This window comes from Brevibacterium aurantiacum (assembly GCF_007558825.1).
GTDB classification, from domain to species: domain Bacteria; phylum Actinomycetota; class Actinomycetes; order Actinomycetales; family Brevibacteriaceae; genus Brevibacterium; species Brevibacterium aurantiacum_A.
This window is the reverse complement of record NZ_VLTK01000005.1, coordinates 129,400-145,670: the sequence shown is the minus strand read 5'-3', so window position 1 is coordinate 145,670 and position 16,271 is coordinate 129,400. Positions and strand designations below refer to the sequence as shown.

General features: G+C 62.9%; 15 protein-coding genes and 1 tRNA gene. 6 read left to right on the top strand and 10 right to left on the bottom strand.

Translation table 11 applies throughout. The features are described from left to right. Positions 1–70 precede the first annotated feature (70 nt). The 3 genes from ftsY to smc form a co-directional block, all read right to left on the bottom strand. Positions 71–1,213, bottom strand: coding sequence for a signal recognition particle-docking protein FtsY (ftsY, locus tag FO013_RS10425; protein ID WP_143922487.1), 1,143 nt, complete (start codon positions 1,211–1,213; stop codon positions 71–73). A gap of 180 nt (positions 1,214–1,393) precedes the next feature. Beyond that, positions 1,394–1,795, bottom strand: a complete 402-nt coding sequence (locus FO013_RS10420) for a hypothetical protein (protein WP_009885107.1) — start codon at positions 1,793–1,795, stop codon at positions 1,394–1,396. 199 nt (positions 1,796–1,994) lie between these two features. Further along, complete coding sequence (smc, locus tag FO013_RS10415) at positions 1,995–5,597, bottom strand: chromosome segregation protein SMC (protein ID WP_143922486.1); 3,603 nt, start codon at positions 5,595–5,597, stop codon at positions 1,995–1,997. Between the two features lie 86 nt (positions 5,598–5,683). Here smc and FO013_RS10410 point away from each other — a divergent pair. Next, positions 5,684–5,756 (top strand) — tRNA-Asn (locus tag FO013_RS10410). A 287-nt stretch (positions 5,757–6,043) separates the two neighbouring features. After that, positions 6,044–7,882 carry a BCCT family transporter gene (locus FO013_RS10405; RefSeq protein ID WP_186293049.1) on the top strand — a complete coding sequence of 613 codons (1,839 nt, stop codon included), beginning with the start codon at positions 6,044–6,046 and terminating at the stop codon, positions 7,880–7,882. 181 nt (positions 7,883–8,063) lie between these two features. Here the strand turns inward: FO013_RS10405 and mutM are convergent, their stop codons facing one another. The 7 genes from mutM to FO013_RS10370 all read right to left on the bottom strand — a co-directional run bounded on the left by mutM (position 8,064) and on the right by FO013_RS10370 (position 12,989). Further along, positions 8,064–8,987: a bifunctional DNA-formamidopyrimidine glycosylase/DNA-(apurinic or apyrimidinic site) lyase gene (mutM, locus tag FO013_RS10400; RefSeq protein ID WP_143922484.1), complete on the bottom strand. Its 924-nt coding sequence runs from the start codon at positions 8,985–8,987 to the stop codon at positions 8,064–8,066. 10 nt (positions 8,988–8,997) lie between these two features. Continuing rightward, the gene (gene rnc / locus FO013_RS10395; protein ID WP_143922483.1) at positions 8,998–9,702 is read right to left on the bottom strand and encodes a ribonuclease III; all 705 of its coding nucleotides are present in this window, start codon (positions 9,700–9,702) and stop codon (positions 8,998–9,000) included. Positions 9,703–9,705: 3 nt separating this feature from the next. Beyond that, positions 9,706–9,909, bottom strand: coding sequence for a 50S ribosomal protein L32 (gene rpmF, locus FO013_RS10390; RefSeq protein ID WP_009885115.1), 204 nt, complete (start codon positions 9,907–9,909; stop codon positions 9,706–9,708). Between the two features lie 2 nt (positions 9,910–9,911). Beyond that, entirely contained in the window at positions 9,912–10,430 is a 519-nt protein-coding gene (locus FO013_RS10385; protein ID WP_143922482.1) for a YceD family protein, read from the bottom strand. 121 nt (positions 10,431–10,551) lie between these two features. After that, positions 10,552–11,739, bottom strand: a complete 1,188-nt coding sequence (locus FO013_RS10380; protein WP_143922481.1) for an MFS transporter — start codon at positions 11,737–11,739, stop codon at positions 10,552–10,554. 3 nt (positions 11,740–11,742) lie between these two features. Then, positions 11,743–12,231, bottom strand: coding sequence for a pantetheine-phosphate adenylyltransferase (coaD, locus tag FO013_RS10375; protein WP_143922480.1), 489 nt, complete (start codon positions 12,229–12,231; stop codon positions 11,743–11,745). Then, positions 12,228–12,989, bottom strand: a complete 762-nt coding sequence (locus tag FO013_RS10370) for a GntR family transcriptional regulator (protein ID WP_143922479.1) — start codon at positions 12,987–12,989, stop codon at positions 12,228–12,230. Before FO013_RS10370 ends, coaD begins: the two co-directional genes overlap by 4 nt. 115 nt (positions 12,990–13,104) lie before the next feature. Between FO013_RS10370 and FO013_RS10365 the strand changes: the two genes are divergently transcribed. Genes FO013_RS10365 through ehuA form a run of 4 tightly spaced genes read left to right on the top strand, consistent with a single transcriptional unit; the run spans position 13,105 to position 16,263 of the window. Next, complete coding sequence (locus FO013_RS10365) at positions 13,105–13,986, top strand: transporter substrate-binding domain-containing protein (protein WP_143922478.1); 882 nt, start codon at positions 13,105–13,107, stop codon at positions 13,984–13,986. 24 nt (positions 13,987–14,010) lie between these two features. Next, complete coding sequence (gene ehuC, locus FO013_RS10360; RefSeq protein WP_143922477.1) at positions 14,011–14,802, top strand: ectoine/hydroxyectoine ABC transporter permease subunit EhuC; 792 nt, start codon at positions 14,011–14,013, stop codon at positions 14,800–14,802. Next, a complete protein-coding gene (ehuD, locus tag FO013_RS10355) occupies positions 14,799–15,458 on the top strand; it encodes an ectoine/hydroxyectoine ABC transporter permease subunit EhuD (RefSeq protein ID WP_143922476.1) in 660 nt (219 codons plus the stop codon). The genes ehuC and ehuD overlap by 4 nt, the downstream gene beginning before the upstream one ends. After that, positions 15,445–16,263, top strand: a complete 819-nt coding sequence (gene ehuA, locus FO013_RS10350) for an ectoine/hydroxyectoine ABC transporter ATP-binding protein EhuA (protein ID WP_101571294.1) — start codon at positions 15,445–15,447, stop codon at positions 16,261–16,263. The genes ehuD and ehuA overlap by 14 nt, the downstream gene beginning before the upstream one ends. Positions 16,264–16,271 lie beyond the last annotated feature (8 nt).

Genomic DNA, 16,271 nt, shown 5'->3' with positions numbered 1-16,271 from the left:
TGTCCATGACGGATGTCACACCAGCGAGTCGACCATGTTTCCAGCATGTGACACAGGCTGGAGAATACGGTCAGTCGAGCAGTGCGTCGACGAATCCTTCGGCAGTGAACGGCGCCAGATCATCGGCACCCTCACCGAGGCCGATGAGCTTGACCGGAACCCCGAGCTCACGCTGGACGGCCACGACGATTCCGCCCTTGGCGGTGCCGTCGAGTTTGGTCAGCACGATGCCGGTGATGTTGACCGCCTCGGCGAAGACCTTGGCCTGCTGCATTCCGTTCTGCCCGGTCGTGGCGTCGAGGACGAGGAGCACCTCGTCGATCTCGTGGCCCTCGCCCAGAGGGCGTGTGGCCACACGCTTGACCTTGCCGAGTTCGTCCATCAGGCCGATCTTGTTCTGCAGGCGTCCGGCCGTATCGATGAGCACGACGTCGGTGCCGTCTTCCTTGCCGCGTTCGACGGCGGAGTAGGCCACGGAGGCGGGGTCGGCCCCCTCCTCGCCGCGGACGGTCTCCACGCCGACGCGACCGCCCCAGGTGGACAGCTGCTCGGCGGCCGCGGCACGGAACGTATCGGCAGCACCCAGCAGCACGCTCTGATCTTCAGCGACGAGCACACGGGCGATCTTGCCCACTGTCGTCGTCTTGCCGGCACCGTTGACTCCGACGACGAGCATCACGGCTGGGTCGCCGTCGGTGCCTGCGGTGGCAAGTTCACGATCCATGGAGGGATCGACGAGTTTGATGAGTTCTTCCCGAAGCAGTCCCCTGACCTCTTCCGGTTCACGGGTGCCGAGGACCTTGACGCGTTCGCGCAGTCTGTCGACGAGTTCCGTGGTCGGATCGACTCCGACATCGGCGAGGATGAGAGTGTCTTCGATCTCTTCCCAGGTCGATTCGTCGAGGTTGTCACGCGAGAGCAGGCTGAGCAGACCGCGGCCCAGCCCGGAGTTGGACTTCGCGAGGCGTTCGCGCAGGCGAACGAGCCGGTTTCCAGGTTCGGTGGGAACCTCGGATCCGCGTGTGGCAGCCTTCTCCTTGGCGACCGCCTCGGAGATGTCGTCGATCTTGAGTTCGCCGGTGACATCGGCGTCGATGCTGCGCTCATCGCGCAGCCCCTTCTTCTTGGCGTTGACGCGCAGGGTGAAGCCCAGCCCGACGACCAGAATGAAGACGATGGCTGCGACGATGAGCAATATGATCGGCTGATCCATTGACGTACGTCCTCCTTTGATTACCTTCCCTGGCCCCACGTTCTCGCGCGGTGGCCGCCGGTCAAGGGTGCTGTGCCGGTCGTGTTGCGCACATCGGCGCGAGGCCGCTGTGCGCTCCGGTGGCCCGCACCCCAGCGCCCCGCTGTCTCGGGGCGCGTGTGATGATGTCGTGTGGCCCGGTCAGGAACCTCTGCTGCCGAAGAGCAGTCCGGCTGTGGTTCTCCACCCTGTGCCGGATTCCGGGATCTTCCAATGACGGGTGCGCGGCCTCACCGTCAGCAGTGATGGTGCGGCGTGCCGGCGCGGCTGGGGCCGCAGCACGTAGGAATGGTCCCGGATCGCGGTGACTGCAGCCTGTTCCCGAGTCGCCAGGTGGGAGGTGCCGTCGTCATGACCGAAGAATTCGTGGACCTCGTCGTCGTACCCGGTCCATTGCCCCGGAAGTCGAAACCGCTGCACATCGGATGAGTACTTCAGGCGACCTTCAGCCCTCAGTCCCGGCAGTGCGACGAGGAGCACGACGATGAGTGCCAGCGCGAACGATACGGCGAGTCCGACAATGACGACGAGTACTGCATTCATGCTCGCGAGTCACCTCGTGATTCAGCCGACTCGGCCATGGACGTCCCGCTCCTCAAGCTTTTCGACAATGCTTCCCTGCGCTCAAGTCTATCGTCCAAATCCACGACATTCGTATTCGGGGACCGTGAGCCTGTTGGAGAATTCCCTGGGACTCCCCTGGACATCTCTGCCGAATCGGCCTCCCGCGAACGGCTGCCGCTCATGGGATCCGCTGCGAGATGACCTTCGACACGCCATCTCCGTGCATCGTCACCCCGTAGAGCGCATCGGCGATCTCCATCGTTCGCTTCTGGTGGGTGATGACGATGAGCTGAGACGAATCCTGCAGCTCTTCGAACACGGTCAGCAGGCGGGACAGGTTGAGATCGTCGAGTGCAGCTTCGACCTCGTCCATGACATAGAACGGGCTGGGCCGAGCCTTGAAGATCGCCACCAGCATGGCGACGGCGACCAGTGACCGTTCGCCGCCGGAGAGCAGGGAGAGTCGCTTGACCTTCTTGCCCGCGGGCCGGGCGTGGACGTCGACGCCTGTGGTCAGCATGTCGTCGGGGTCGGTCAGGCTCAGGGATCCCTCACCGCCGGGGAACAGGCGGGAGAAGATGTCTTCGAATTCCCGCGCGGTGTCCGCATAGGCCTCGGCGAATACTCGTTCGACGTGCCGATCGACCTCGTCGACGAGCTTCATCAGGTCCTTCCTCGAGGACTCGATATCGGTGATCTGCTTTTCGAGGAACTGGTGCCTCTCCTTGAGTGCCTCGTATTCCTCGAGTGCCAGGGGGTTGACCGTTCCGATGCGTTTGAGGGCGGCGGTCGCCTTCTTGTGTCGTTTCTCGACCTCGGACCGCACATAGGGACGCTCCTCCTCGCCTTCGTCGAAAGCAGGAACCGGAACATGAGGGCCGTAGAGCTCGACCAGCCGTTCGAGGCCGAGTCCGGTCTCCTCTCCCGCCCGGTTCTCGATCTCTTCGAGTTTGAGTCGGAATCGTTCCTTGGCGAGTTCGGCTTCGGCGACAGCGTCCTTGAGTCGCTGCAGCTGCGTGCGCGTGGTGCCCAGTTCCTCACCGAGCCGGCCCTTCTCCTCCCGCAGCTGCCCGCGCTCTTCGACGAGGACCTGAATCTGGGAGCCCAGTTCGGACACCGTCGTCTCTGCGGCTGAAGTCGAGTTCTGTGCAATCTCGACGATGAGCACCGCCGAGGCAGCCGATCTGTTCTTGCGTGCGATCGTCCGCTGGGTCTGCTCGCGTGCGGTCTCCTCTGCCGTGGCCTGGCGAAGCAGGGAGTCGACCCTGTCGGAGAGGAATCGTGCTCGATCCGTGGCCGCCTTGTGGCTGATTCGGGTCTCGATGACGTCTTCGGAGGACTGGGACACCCGCCGGCTCAGTTCATCCCGTTCGGTGGTGTCGACAACCTCTTCGACGTCGTCTGCCCCGGCGAGCGCGGATTCGGCGGTGCGGGCCTCGCGTTCGGCCGTCTCCAGGCGTGTCGCGAGCTCCGCTTCGTTGTCCTTGGCCCGCTGCAGGCGGGTCTGGGCTGTAGTGATGTCGCCCGCGATTCGGGAGACCTCTTCCCCGGCGGCCATGATCGCCGCGTCCGAGGAGTGCAGTTTCTCAAGAGCCGCGGAGGCTGCTGCCTTCGCCTCGGCCAGCTTCTCCTCGAACCGGACGATGTCGGCATCGATTCGGGTCCGAACCTGCTGCAGATCGGTGATGGAGGAGCGAGTCTCCTCGAGCGCGGTCTGTGAGGCCAAACGGGTGCCCGAAGCGGTACGTGCCCGGGTGACACGTGTCGCGGTGAGGATCTCACCGCCGAGTGTGACCACCGTGAGCTCGGGGCGAGAATCGATGATGGACAGCGCGCTGGCAGCATCGTCAACGCACACGACCGTCTCCAGCGCGGAGTTCAGCAGTTCGGTCAGTTCGGGCACGTCGCTGCTGACGACATCGCTGAGCCACCGGATCGACGGTGGGCCGTCGGCGATCCCGCTGAGTTCGGGCAGTGTGGTCGCAGAGATCGTTCTGGTCGCCTGGTTAGCACCCTTGCCGGCACGTGCACCGGTGCCTGCTGCAGTGCCCACCCTGGCACTCGCCCCTGCCGGGATCGTGAGGTGGACATTGGTGTCCTCGCCGAGGTGGTCGAGCACTGTCAATGCCACCTGACCGGAGTCGACGAGCACACCGGAGACCGTGGTCGACAGGGCTGCCGCCACGGCCATCTCGAACCCGTTGACCACGGACAACCGCTCGGTCACGGCCGAGCCGACTCCCGGCAGATCCGCGTTCACGATGTCCTCGAGGTCGGCTTCCAAGGCTGTGCCGAGGGACAGCGCCTCTGCTCGGGCCTCTGCCGAGGCCAGTTCCGATGCTGTCTTCGCCTTCTGCGCCCGGAGTCCCTCGAGGTCGGTCTCCAACGTGGTCTGGGTCTCCTTGGCGGATTCGTACTCCGTGTCGAGTTCGCTCTCTCCTGCTTCGACCCCTTCGACGGCCGCCTCAGCGGTGCTCAGTTCCTCGCGACGTTCGGCGATGCGAGTCGAGGCGGTGTCGATCTCTGCCCGATTGGATTCGATCCGAGCCGTGAGGTCGCTGATGCGCTCACGCGCCTGGGAGCTCTTCGACTGCAGTGCCGACCTGTTCTTGATCGCCTCGGTGATGGCCAGCTGTGTGGCTTTGACCTCGTCCTCGGCCTTCTTCAATGCCAGTGCGAGCTCTTCTTTGCGCATCTGACTGCGATCCAGTGCTGCCGCGGATTCCTTGACCGCATCCTCCGCGGTGCGAAGCTCCTCCTTGTGGTGCTCGGCTTGGGACCTCAGCTCTTCCGGCGACTTCGTCTCCCGACGGCCCAGGCTCGCGACCTCGGAGAGCAGGTGTGAGCGTTTGTCCTCGGCACGCTGGGCGATTCCTCTGGCACGAACGATCTGGGTCTGTGTCCGTGATTCGGCGGTGCGCAGATCCTCGAGCTCAGCATCAAGAGTGCCCAGACGTGCCTCGATCTCCTGCAGTCGCTGCTCAGTGCGGGATCGGCGATGCTCGAGGTCGCCGATGCGGTCTCTGCCGTCTTCGCCCTCAGCGCCCGAGGTGGAAGCCAAGGAGGCCTGCAGCCGAACGGTGTCATCGGCCAGCAGTCGTGCAGCGGAGTCGCGCAGGGTGGCTTGGACGGTGGCGGCCTTCTGCGCGGCCTCGGCCTGGCGCCCCAGCGGCCCCAGCTGCCGGTTGAGTTCGGTCCGCAGATCGGAGAGGCGATCAAGGTTCGTCTGCAGGCCGGTGAGTTTGCGCACGGCCTTGTCCTTGCGCCTGCGGTGCTTGAGGACGCCCGCGGCCTCTTCGATGAAGCTGCGACGTTCGATCGGATCGGCGTGCAGAATCGCGTCGAGACGCCCTTGCCCCACGATGACATGCATCTCTTTGCCCAGTCCCGAGTCGTTGAGCAGCTCCTGGATGTCAAGGAGTCGCGCCGGAGTCCCGTTGACGGCGTACTCGCTGCCGCCTGTACGAAACAGGGTGCGTGAGATCGTGACTTCGGTGTAGTCGACGGGGATGGCTCCGTCGGTGTTGTCGATCGTCAGGGCCACCTCGGCGCGGCCCAATGCCTGTCGCTTCGAGGTTCCGGCGAAGATGACATCGTCCATCTTCCCGCCGCGCAGATTCTTCGCACCCTGCTCGCCCATCACCCAGGACAAGGCGTCGACGACGTTGGACTTGCCGGAGCCGTTGGGGCCGACAACGCAGGTGATGCCCGGCTCGAACTTGAGCGTCGTCGCCGAGGCAAAGGATTTGAATCCTCGCAGGGTCAGGCTTTTGAGATGCATTGTCCACCCAGCATATCTCGGGTGAGTACTCGCAGTTCTCGAAACGTTTGATAGAGTGTCTCCTCGTGCGCCGATTTCGGTGCCGTTCCTCCGTAGCTCAGTTGGCAGAGCATTCGACTGTTAATCGAAGGGTCGCTGGTTCGAGCCCAGCCGGGGGAGCTGATCAAGGCCCCGTCGTATACGACGGGGCCTTGGGCATGTCAGAGGTCGGTGCAGCGGATTCTGGATCCGAATTTTGTCTCAATAGTGAAGATTTTTCCACTCACCTAATGGGAATCCGTCGAAACGGGTCTATTTTGGATCCAGCGTTTCCTACCGCCTGCCTATGTCCCGTCCTTACACCGTCATGTCGTCTAAGAATCACCATGCAGTACCTGAACAGGAAGGAGCGCCGATCACGTCCGCCTGCAGGATCACTGCGGCCGACATATTCGGCAAGCATCCCTATGAGCAGTGACAACACCAAGACTCAGGAGCTGATCGAGCACCTGAAGAATCCGACCACCAAGCTCAGACCCTTCAAACGCGAAGGTCTCGACAAGATGGTGTTCTTCACAGCCGGCATCCTTGCCGTTGCCTTCGTCGCCTGGGGATTCATCTCTCCAGACAGCCTCGGCACTGTCGCGGGTACCCTGCTGACCGGCGTCATGGACAACTTCGGCTGGCTCTTCGTCATCGCGGCCACGATCTTCACCATCTTCGTCATCGTCGTCGCCCTGAAGAAGTTCGGGCGGATCCCGCTGGGCAAGGACGATGAGACTCCCGAGTTCAAGACCTCGTCGTGGATCGCGATGATGTTCGCCACCGGCATGGGAATCGGACTGGTCTTCTCCGCAGTCGGCGAACCCCTGTTCTTCTACATGTCTCCTCCGCCGGCGACGGTTGACGGATCGTCCGCTGAGGCGATGGGAACGTCGATGGGTACGACGCTGTTCCATTGGACCCTCTACCCATGGGCGATGTATGCCATCGTCGGCCTCGGCATCGCATACGGCTCCTTCCGCCTCGGACGGTCTCAGCTGTTCTCCTCGATGTTCACCTCACTGTTCGGCGAACGCGCCGTCAACGGCGTCGGCGGCAAGGTCATCAACGTCATGGCCATCCTCGCCACGCTCTTCGGCTCCGCATGCTCATTGGGCCTGGGAGCGATTCAGATCGGCGGCGGCATCGAGTCGGCGGGCCTGATGTCCACAGTCACTTCTCCTGTGCTCGTCATCATCATCGCCATACTCACCGCAGCGTTCGTCGCCTCGGCCGTCTCAGGTGTCGAAAAGGGCATCCAATGGCTGTCGAACATCAACATGGTCCTCGCGCTCATCGTCGCGCTCATCGTCTTCATCGGGGGGCCCACCCTCTTCATCCTCAACGTCATCCCGTCTTCGATCGGCTCATTCATCCAGGACCTGCCGCAGATGGCGTCGCGAACCGCAGCCAACGGACCGGACGTCAATGGCTGGTTGTCCTCATGGACCGTCTTCTACTGGGCCTGGTGGGTCTCATGGTCGCCCTTCGTCGGTCTCTTCATCGCCCGCATCTCGCGCGGCCGCACGGTGCGTCAGTTCGTCACCGGCGTCCTCATCGTCCCCTCAGTCGTCTCGACCATCTGGTTCGCGGTCTTCGGCGGCGGTGCGATCGGCATCCAGGAACGGGCCGAACGCGGCGAGGGCACGGTCAAGGCACTCGCAAAGATCGTCGACGGCGAACCCGATATCAACATGGACACGATTCTGTTCGACCTCCTCGGCGCGTTGCCTTTGCCCAACCTCATCGCCATCATCCTGATGATCGTCACTGTCATCCTCATCGCGATCTTCTTCGTCACTGGTGCCGACTCCGCGTCCATTGTCATGGGCACACTCAGTGCCAACGGTGTGCAGGAGCCAGGCAAGGGCCTCGTGATCTTCTGGGGTACGGCCACCGGCGCCGTGGCAGCGGTGATGCTTCTGGCCGGGGGCTCCGATCCAGCCGAGGCTCTCGAGGGGCTGAAGAACGTCACGATCGTCTCCGCGCTGCCGTTCGTCCTCGTCATGCTGCTGCTCTGTGTGGCGCTGTGGAGAGACCTGTCGAGAGATCCGCTGATCATTCAGGGTCAGTTGGCCAGTCACATCCTCGAGCAGTCGGTGGCCACCGCCGTCGACGAGCACAACGGCGAGGTCTTCGGACTCGAGACTTCCGAACTGCCTGCCGACGTGATCGCAGCAGACAATGAAGACGCCGAGTCAGGTTCGTCAGAGTTGTCTGATCTCAACGATGCCGATCACGAGCACGGCGACACCATCAGGTAACCCATTGTCGCGGCGCTGACCGCGCGACATCGGTGAATGCCAGAGGCGGCCGGTACGACTCGAGAGAGTCTCGCCGGCCGCCTTTCGCCTGTCGCATCGGTACACGAGGGCCGACGCGGGCCCGGGGTAGGAATGCCGACGCAGGCCCGGGCGACAGCGTGACGCAGTCTCGGCGGCGGCTTCAGCGGTACCGCGGCGGGCGCTGGCAGGTCGGGCAGAAGTGGCTGCCTCGTCCCCCGATCGTCATCTTCTCGATCTCGGTGCCGCAGCGCACGCACTCTTGGCCGCCGCGCCCGTATACGAGCAGGGCACGGTCGAAGTATCCGGACTCCCCGTTGACGTTGACGTAGAGGGCGTCGAAGCTGGTCCCACCCACGGCCAGCGCATCGCTCATCACCCGCGACGCAGAGTCAAGGACGGCGGCCAGGCGGGACTTGCGAGTGCGAGCGGGGATCGCAAGCGGGTGGATACCAGCCCTGAAGAGTGCTTCATCGGCATAGATGTTGCCGATGCCGCTGACCAGGGACTGGTCGAGCAGCGCTGATTTGACCACCGTGCGCTTATGAGAGAGCTGCTCGAGAGCCAGGCCGGGTTCGAAAGCCGGTTCCAGAGGATCGGCTGCAATGTGATTCGCCGAGGCGGGCACGAGCCGACCATAGGCGTGCACCAGAGGCTGAACGCCGAGATGGCCGAAGATCCGTTGGTCGATGAAACGCAGCTGGAGGCTCTCGCTCCCCCGCTCGAGGCGGAGGATCGCCCGGGTATGCTTGTGGATCTCGTCAGCGGCATCGTGGACGCGCAGCTGTCCGCTCATGCCGAGGTGAACGAGCAGGCTGAGTTCAGGGGCAGCCGGCTCGGCAGCCGGGCCAGCACCACGGTCCTCACCCAGGGTCAGCCACATGAACTTCCCGCGACGTTCGGCACCGATGATTCGCCGCCCGGACACCGCTGCGACGAACTCGACGGCTGCGGAAGCATCGATGCGACGCTGGGACGTGGTGCCGAGAATCCGGGGGTCGATCACCTCGGCGCCGGTGATGGTGGTGCCGGCAGTCCATTCATGGACGCCGAGGCGCACGCTCTCTACCTCGGGAAGCTCGGGCATCAGAAATGCCTCAGCGCGTGTAGTCCGGATAGATGGTGCGGATGGCCTTGACGGCGACTTCCGCGGCTGCTGCTTCGGCGTTCTTCTTCGAAGAGCCGTCGCCGGTGCCCCAGCCGTTGTCCCCCAGCAGGGCGGTGGCGGTGAAGACCATGGCGTGATCGGGTCCCGAGGAGACGATCTCGTAGCTCACGGCGCCCAGATCAAGATCGGCCGCTGCTTCCTGCAGTGTCGTCTTATAGTCCATTCCGGCACCCAGATTCACCGCATCGGAGAGCATCGAATCAATGAGGCGGTGGACGAAGGCGAAGGCCTCTTCACGTCCGCGGGCAACGAAGGTCGCACCGATGAGGGCCTCGACGGTGTCGGCAAGGATCGAGTCCTTGTCGCGGCCGCCTGTCAGCTCTTCGCCCTTGCCCAGAAGAATGTGGGGGCCGATCTTGTGTCTGCGCGCGATCGACGCCAAGGCTTTGGTGTTGACCACGGCGGAGCGCATCTTGGCCAGTGAACCTTCGGCCAGATCCGGGTTGTCGTAGTACAGCGACTCGGTGGCCACGAGGCCAAGGACGGAGTCGCCGAGGAATTCGAGACGCTCGTTCGTGGGTATTCCGCCGGCTTCGAAGGCGAAGGAGCGGTGAGTCAGGGCCAGACGAAAAGTCTCGGGATCGATATCGATCCCGAGACTCTTCTGCAGTTCTGCTGTGGTGTCAGTGTCCACAGGTCAGACGTCAGCGACCTTGCGTCCCTTGTATTCAAGGAACAGCGGGGTGCCGGCTGCGTCTTCGACAACTTTGGCCTGGTGAGGGCGCGAGTACACAACGCGACCGTTCTCCACAGTCTTGACCAGGCTGGGAGCCTGTGCCTTCCACTGCGAACGACGGTGGCGGGTGTTGCTGCGCGACAATTTACGCTTTGGAACAGCCACGTCTAGCTCTCTTTCTTCTCATCCAACAAACTCTTCAATGATGCGAACGGCGAATCCGATTCGCTGTCGTCGACCTCAAGGTCCTCACCGAGGGTGAAGCTGAACTCTTCGCTCCGGTCCGTTGACGGACTGAAGGGCAGAGCCATGACAACAGCGTCTCTGATCGCGGGCTCGAGGTCGAGCTGATCGCGGTCGATGAGGTAGGAATCCTCGTCGCCATCGGCCTGCTCATAGACATACATCTCTTGGATGTCGACATCTATAGGCAACTCGATTTCGTCGAGAGTCCTCACATCTTCGCCGCGGGCCGTGGCCGAGACTGTGCCCGACACGTAGATTCCCTCCGACACGCTTTCGAACATCAGCTCGAGTGTCAGTGGTGAACCTTCTGCGACCCCGATCACTTCGATCTTGAGATCCGCTGGAGCAGACAGGGTGGTGTTCACCCGTTCCCATTCACCAGGATGACCGAGCAATCCCATCGACCTGAGATCGTAGACGAACTCAGACTGCTTCTTCATGCTCACTCCTCCTTTACGTGATTGAGGATGCTTACTCCTGCGTTCACACGCGACTCACCATTCTAGTCATCATCGGCGGTCATTACCAATCGAGCCTGCGAGGTTGCGCAGGTGTTCCTGGTCACCATTTCTCGTGCTGGTTGCGCCAGGTCACCCCACCGGCGGCCAAGAGCAGTGCCCCGGAGATCGTGAACACGATCCCGGACCCGGCGACGATGGTGAGCAGGGAGGCTGCCGAGGGGATCGCCACCTGGCTGAGTCGGTTGCCGGCAAGGCGGATCGACAGAACCGCCGCCCGGTTGGCCGGGTCCGACAGAGTCGAGACCCAGGTCATCGTCAGCGGCTGGGTGAGTCCGAAGCAGAATCCGGCCAGGATCAGCAGGATCGCCAGCATCCACGGCTGTGTGAACACCGGGATGAGAATGATGCAGACACCTGCCGCCGCCGAGGCGGTCCACAGCAGCGAGAGGCTGCGCCACTTGCGTGTGAGCATCCCGATGATCAGCCGCGAAACCACCGAGGCCAGTGTGCGCAAGGTGAGCAGCCACGTCACAGTCGTCACCGACAGCCCGTTCTGCTGGCCGATGAGCGGCAGGTAAGCAGTCATCAGGTCGACGGCGGCCAGGGTGGTCATCGAGGCGAGGATCGCGGGCTTCATCCCCCGGATTGAGAGGAGGGACCAGGGCGTACGGGCACCTTTGGCCGCATCGGCGCGGGAGACGTGAGGTGTCCGGCCGCGGAGCATGACGATGACCGCAGCAACCAGCGTCAGCGCGGAGATCCCCGTCATGAACCACAGGGCGTTGACGATCTGCGGGGCACCGTCCGTCGCGCCGGCGATGGCACCTGCCACGGGCAGACCGATCGTCTGCCCGATCGAGACGCCGAGGGTGAGGTAGCCGAACTTCGAGGTCAGGGCCGAGGCGGGAAAGCTCTGTGGTATCAGTGCCTGCGATGCAACGGTGGTCAGCAGCTGTCCCAGGCCCAGGCACATCGTGGCGATGAGGAGGACGCCGAGGTTGGGTGCCATCGCTGCGAGTCCGACGGGCACGATCGACAGGATCGTTCCCGTCCACAACACAGCGGTGGCGTATCCGCGGTCGACGAGTCGGCCGACGAGGAGTGCCGTGAGCAGCGGCACGAGGGAATAGCAGGCGGTCATGAGACCGAGGACGACTCCGCTGCCGCCGAGTTCCAGGGTCCGGTAGGAGATGAGGACGCGCACGCCGTTGTAGGTGGCATGAGCGACCACGGTGTGGAAGATGAGGCCGAGGAACCACGCCCGAGAGGAGGAAGAGGGAATCGGCATGCGTCAGCGGCTGGCGTTCAGCGCCGACAGCACTGCGCCCGGGACGAGACCTTCGATGTTCCCGCCGCCGGAGTGAACTTCCTTGATGAGCGAGGACGAGACGTGTTCGTACTCGGGGCTGCCTGGAACGAAGATGGTCTCCAACTCGCTCAGATGCTTATTCATCAGAGCCATCGGCAGTTCGTAGGCGAAATCCGTGCCCGAGCGCAGCCCCTTGACCACTGCAGGGGCTCCGATGGAGGTGCAGTAGTCGACGAGGAGGCCCCCGGCGACGGTCTCGATGGTGACGTTCCTCGTCTCTCGGGTCCGCTCATCCTCCTCCAGCGAGCGGCGGATGAGATCGGCGCGGACCTCGGGATCGAAACGTCCGGATTTCTTGGGATTGTGCACGACGGCAACGACCACCTCGTCGAAGAGTCGGGCGCTGCGAGCAATGACATCGAGATGACCCATGGTGATCGGGTCATAGGAACCGGGGCAGACAACCTTCATGCCTTCATCGTATCCCTCAGCTGTGACCACTGGTCGTCGACGAGCTTGTCCTGATCGTCGGCCCTGACGATGACAGCCTCGGGTTCCGTCAGCGGGTTGTGCAGTCGGGCAGCGGCTCCGGCCATGACCCTGCCCACGACCGCCAGGGACCGTGCTTCGTTCCCGGCTGCGATCGCCTCGTTCAGCTCCCTGTGTGTCTCGATGAGGTCGCACCTGACCTCGTATCCACGCGGGTCGGAGAGTGAGAGCAGCCGGGTGTGGACCATCGAAACCTTCATCAGATCGCTGAGCCTGACCGACCCGGAGCAGGCGACGATCGAGTGATGGAAGTCGAGGTCGGCGTCGCCGATGGCGCGGGCGGCGTTCTCTTCGATCGCCAGCTCGAGTGCGGCCAGCGCCTGGTGGATGCGGGCGATCGGCTTGCCCGATCGGATGACGATCTTCACGGCCTGCGCCTCGATGGCCTCGCGGACGGCATAGACGTCATCGATGTCGTCGGACGTCATCCGCTTGACCCAGACACCGCGGCCGGGCGCGTGTGTCATCACCCCTTCACTGACGAGTCGCTGCAGAGCCTCCCGCAGTGAGGGCCGGGAGACGACGAGGAGCTCTGCTGTGCGCACCTCGTTGATGGACTGCCCTGGCGCCAGTGAGCCGCTGTAGATGGCGTTCCGAATCTGATCGGCGATGAGGTCGATTGTCGAGGATCTGATGACCTTGCGCAGGACAGGGAGCTCCGAAGTCGGGGGTGAAGGCATATCACGATCATATAACGTTGTCTGACAGTGTGACATCCGGACAACGAAAGTATTGAATAGTGTTCCTGAGACGCATGTCACGAAGATGTGTCGACGTTCAATGAAAGGGACAGCTATGAAAGCCATCAAGGGGCTTGCCGCCGCGACCTCGATCATCGCCCTGACGCTCACACTGGGAGCATGCGGTGGAGGCGATTCCGATAAGAGCGCACTCCAGAAGGCCATCGATGACGGGAAGATCTCCGTCGGCTTCGCTGGTGAGGCACCATACAGCTTCGAGAAGGACGGCGAACTCCAAGGAGCTTCCGTGGCTATGGCGAAGGCTGTCTTCAAGGAGCTCGGCGTCGACGACGTCGAGGGTGTCAACACCGAATTCGGCTCACTGATCCCCGGTCTCAACGCCGATCGCTTCGGCGCGATCTCCGCCGGAATGTCGATCCTGCCCGACCGTTGCGAACAGGCGGCCTTCGGCAATCCTGAGTTCATGTACACCACCGCCCTGATGACCAAGGAGGGCAAGCAGGATGGAATGAAGAACCTCGACGATGTCAAGAAGAAGGGCGTCAAGCTCGCGACGATGACCGGAGCAGTCGAGTCCGACTATGCCAAGTCCCTTGACCTCAAGACACAGGAAGTCGGCACTCCCCAGGACGGCATGGACGCTGTGACCACGGGCCGCGCCGATGTCTTCGCCCTGACCGGCATCTCGCTCAACTGGATGGCGCAGAACAACAAGGACGCCGGGGTCGAGGTCAGCGAATCCTTCGTCCAGGAGATCGATGGAGTTCCCCAGATCGGTGCTGGCGCCACGGTCTTCCGCACAGATGACACCGAACTTCGGGACAAGTGGAATGAGAAGCTCGACGAGATCGTCGGCGACGAGAAGAAGTACCTCGATGTCGTCGGCGACTTCGGCTTCACGAAGGAAGAACGCCCTGACGGCGAGATCACGACCGACCAGCTGTGCAAGGGCGAATTGCCCACAGCCAAGTCCTGATCCGGTCCTTGGTCACTCCCGATCATGACTGACAATGTCACAACGTTGCTGAATTCCCTCCCACAGCTGTGGGAGGGAATTCAGACAACGCTCATCCTCACCATCGCCGGCTCGATCGGCACCATCATCATTGCGATCATCCTCGGACTCGCCATGACCTCTCCTCACGCCTGGATGCGCATCCCTGCCAGGATCATCGTCGAGTTCTTCCGCGGCACATCTCTGCTCGTCCAGATCTTCTGGCTCTTCTACGTCTTTCCGCTTCTCGGAGTCGAACTCGATCCCCTGATGTGCGGTATCGGTGCCCTATCGCTCAACTACGGTGCCTATTCCGCCGAGGTGGTCCGATCCTCGATCAAGACCGTGAACCCCGGCCAGTGGGAGGCAGCCATCGCCCTCAGCCTCTCACCGACCAGGCGCATGATCCGCGTCATCTTCCCCCAGGCGTGGGCCCTGATGATCCCGTCCCTGGCGACCCTGCTCATCCAGCTCCTCAAGGGCACGGCAGTGGTCTTCTTCATCACGCTCAGCGACCTCACGGACAAGATCCAACAACTGCGGCAGTCAACGGGCGACACCGTCTTCGCGTTCACCGTCGGCCTCGTCATCTACTTCGTCATCGCCTGGCTGATTCAGGAGCTCATGAACCTTCTCGAACGCCAAGCCACCAAACGGCTGGGACGCCGACGCCCGAACTCCCGGTCCGATCGACGTGAAGCCCGTCGAGATGCTCGCGCGGAATCGAAGCGCGAGGCCGGTGCCACGACCGTTTCCGGCCCGAGTTCCGGGAACGTCGGATACGGAGGTGCCCTGTGACCTGGAACTGGGAATTCGCGGTCGAAGCACTGCCGATCCTCCTCCAAGGATTCGTCAACACACTCATCGCCACCGTCGTCGGCACCGTCATCGCCGCAATTCTGGGCCTCCTCATCGCCGTTGCGATCCGCACGCTGCCCCGTTGGATCAACTGGCTGGTCAGACTGCTCGTCGCCTTCGTCCGCAATACGCCGCTGATCGTGCAGCTGATGTTCGTCTACTTCGCGTTCTCGGACATCCCCGGCCTGGTCAGCATTCCGGCGCTTGCCGTCGGCTGCATCGTCATCGGCATCCACTATTCGACGTACATGTCCGAAAGCTACCGTGCGGGCATCGACTCCGTGCCGCCTGGGCAGCACGAGGCCGCAACGGCTCTGTCTCTGCCGCCGGTGCGCACATTCACCGCTGTCGTGCTCCCGCAGGCTCTGCGCGCCACGATCCCGTCATTGGGCAACTACGCCGTGGCCATGTTCAAGGACACCCCGTTCCTGTTCGCAATCTCGGTCGTCGAACTCGTCACCTCGGCGAAGCAGTTCGGTGGTTCCACGTTCGCCTACACGGAGGCCTTCACCTTGGCCGGGATCATCTTCCTCGCCGCCAGCTACCCGACGTCCCTGCTCATCCAACGATTGGACAAGCGCCTTGCCACCTACTGAGAGCACCTCATCAACTCCGACGGCAGACCCCGCAAGCTCAGCCACACCGGCGATCGAGTTCAAAGAAGTGGAGAAGTCCTTCGGCAAGACCACCGTCCTCAAGGACCTCAACTTCACTGTCGCGCCCGGGGAGCGTGTGACCCTGATCGGGCCCAGCGGTTCGGGAAAGACGACGATCCTCCGCCTCGTCATGACCTTGGAGGAGCTGACCGGCGGCTACATCTTCGTCGACGGCGAACCGCTGACCCACACCGAGAAGAACGGCAAGCGAGTCGAACTGCCGTCGAAGACGACCCGCGCCATGACGACGCGGATCGGAATGGTCTTCCAGCAGTTCAACCTCTTCCCCAACATGACGGTGCTCGAGAACATCATCGAGGCGCCCATCCACGTGCTGGGCAGATCCAAGGCCGATGCCGTGGCAGAGGCGAAGTCGCTGTTGGACAAGGTCGGACTCGCAGACAAGGCCGATGAGCACCCCACTCGCCTTTCGGGCGGTCAGCAGCAGCGTGTGGCTATCGCACGGGCACTGGCGATGAGTCCGGAGATCCTCCTCCTCGACGAGGTGACCTCCGCTCTCGACCCCGAGCTTGTGGGAGATGTCCTCGGAGTCCTCCGCGATATCGCAGAGACGACCGACATCACGATGCTCCTGGTCACCCACGAGATGCAGTTCGCCCGAGAAGTCTCACACCGGGTGATGATGTTCGACGGCGGCCAGGTACTCGAAGAGGGCCCGCCGGATCAGATCTTCAACAATCCGCAGCATGAGCGGACGCGTACGTTCCTCTCCAGCGTGCAGTAGCCTCACGA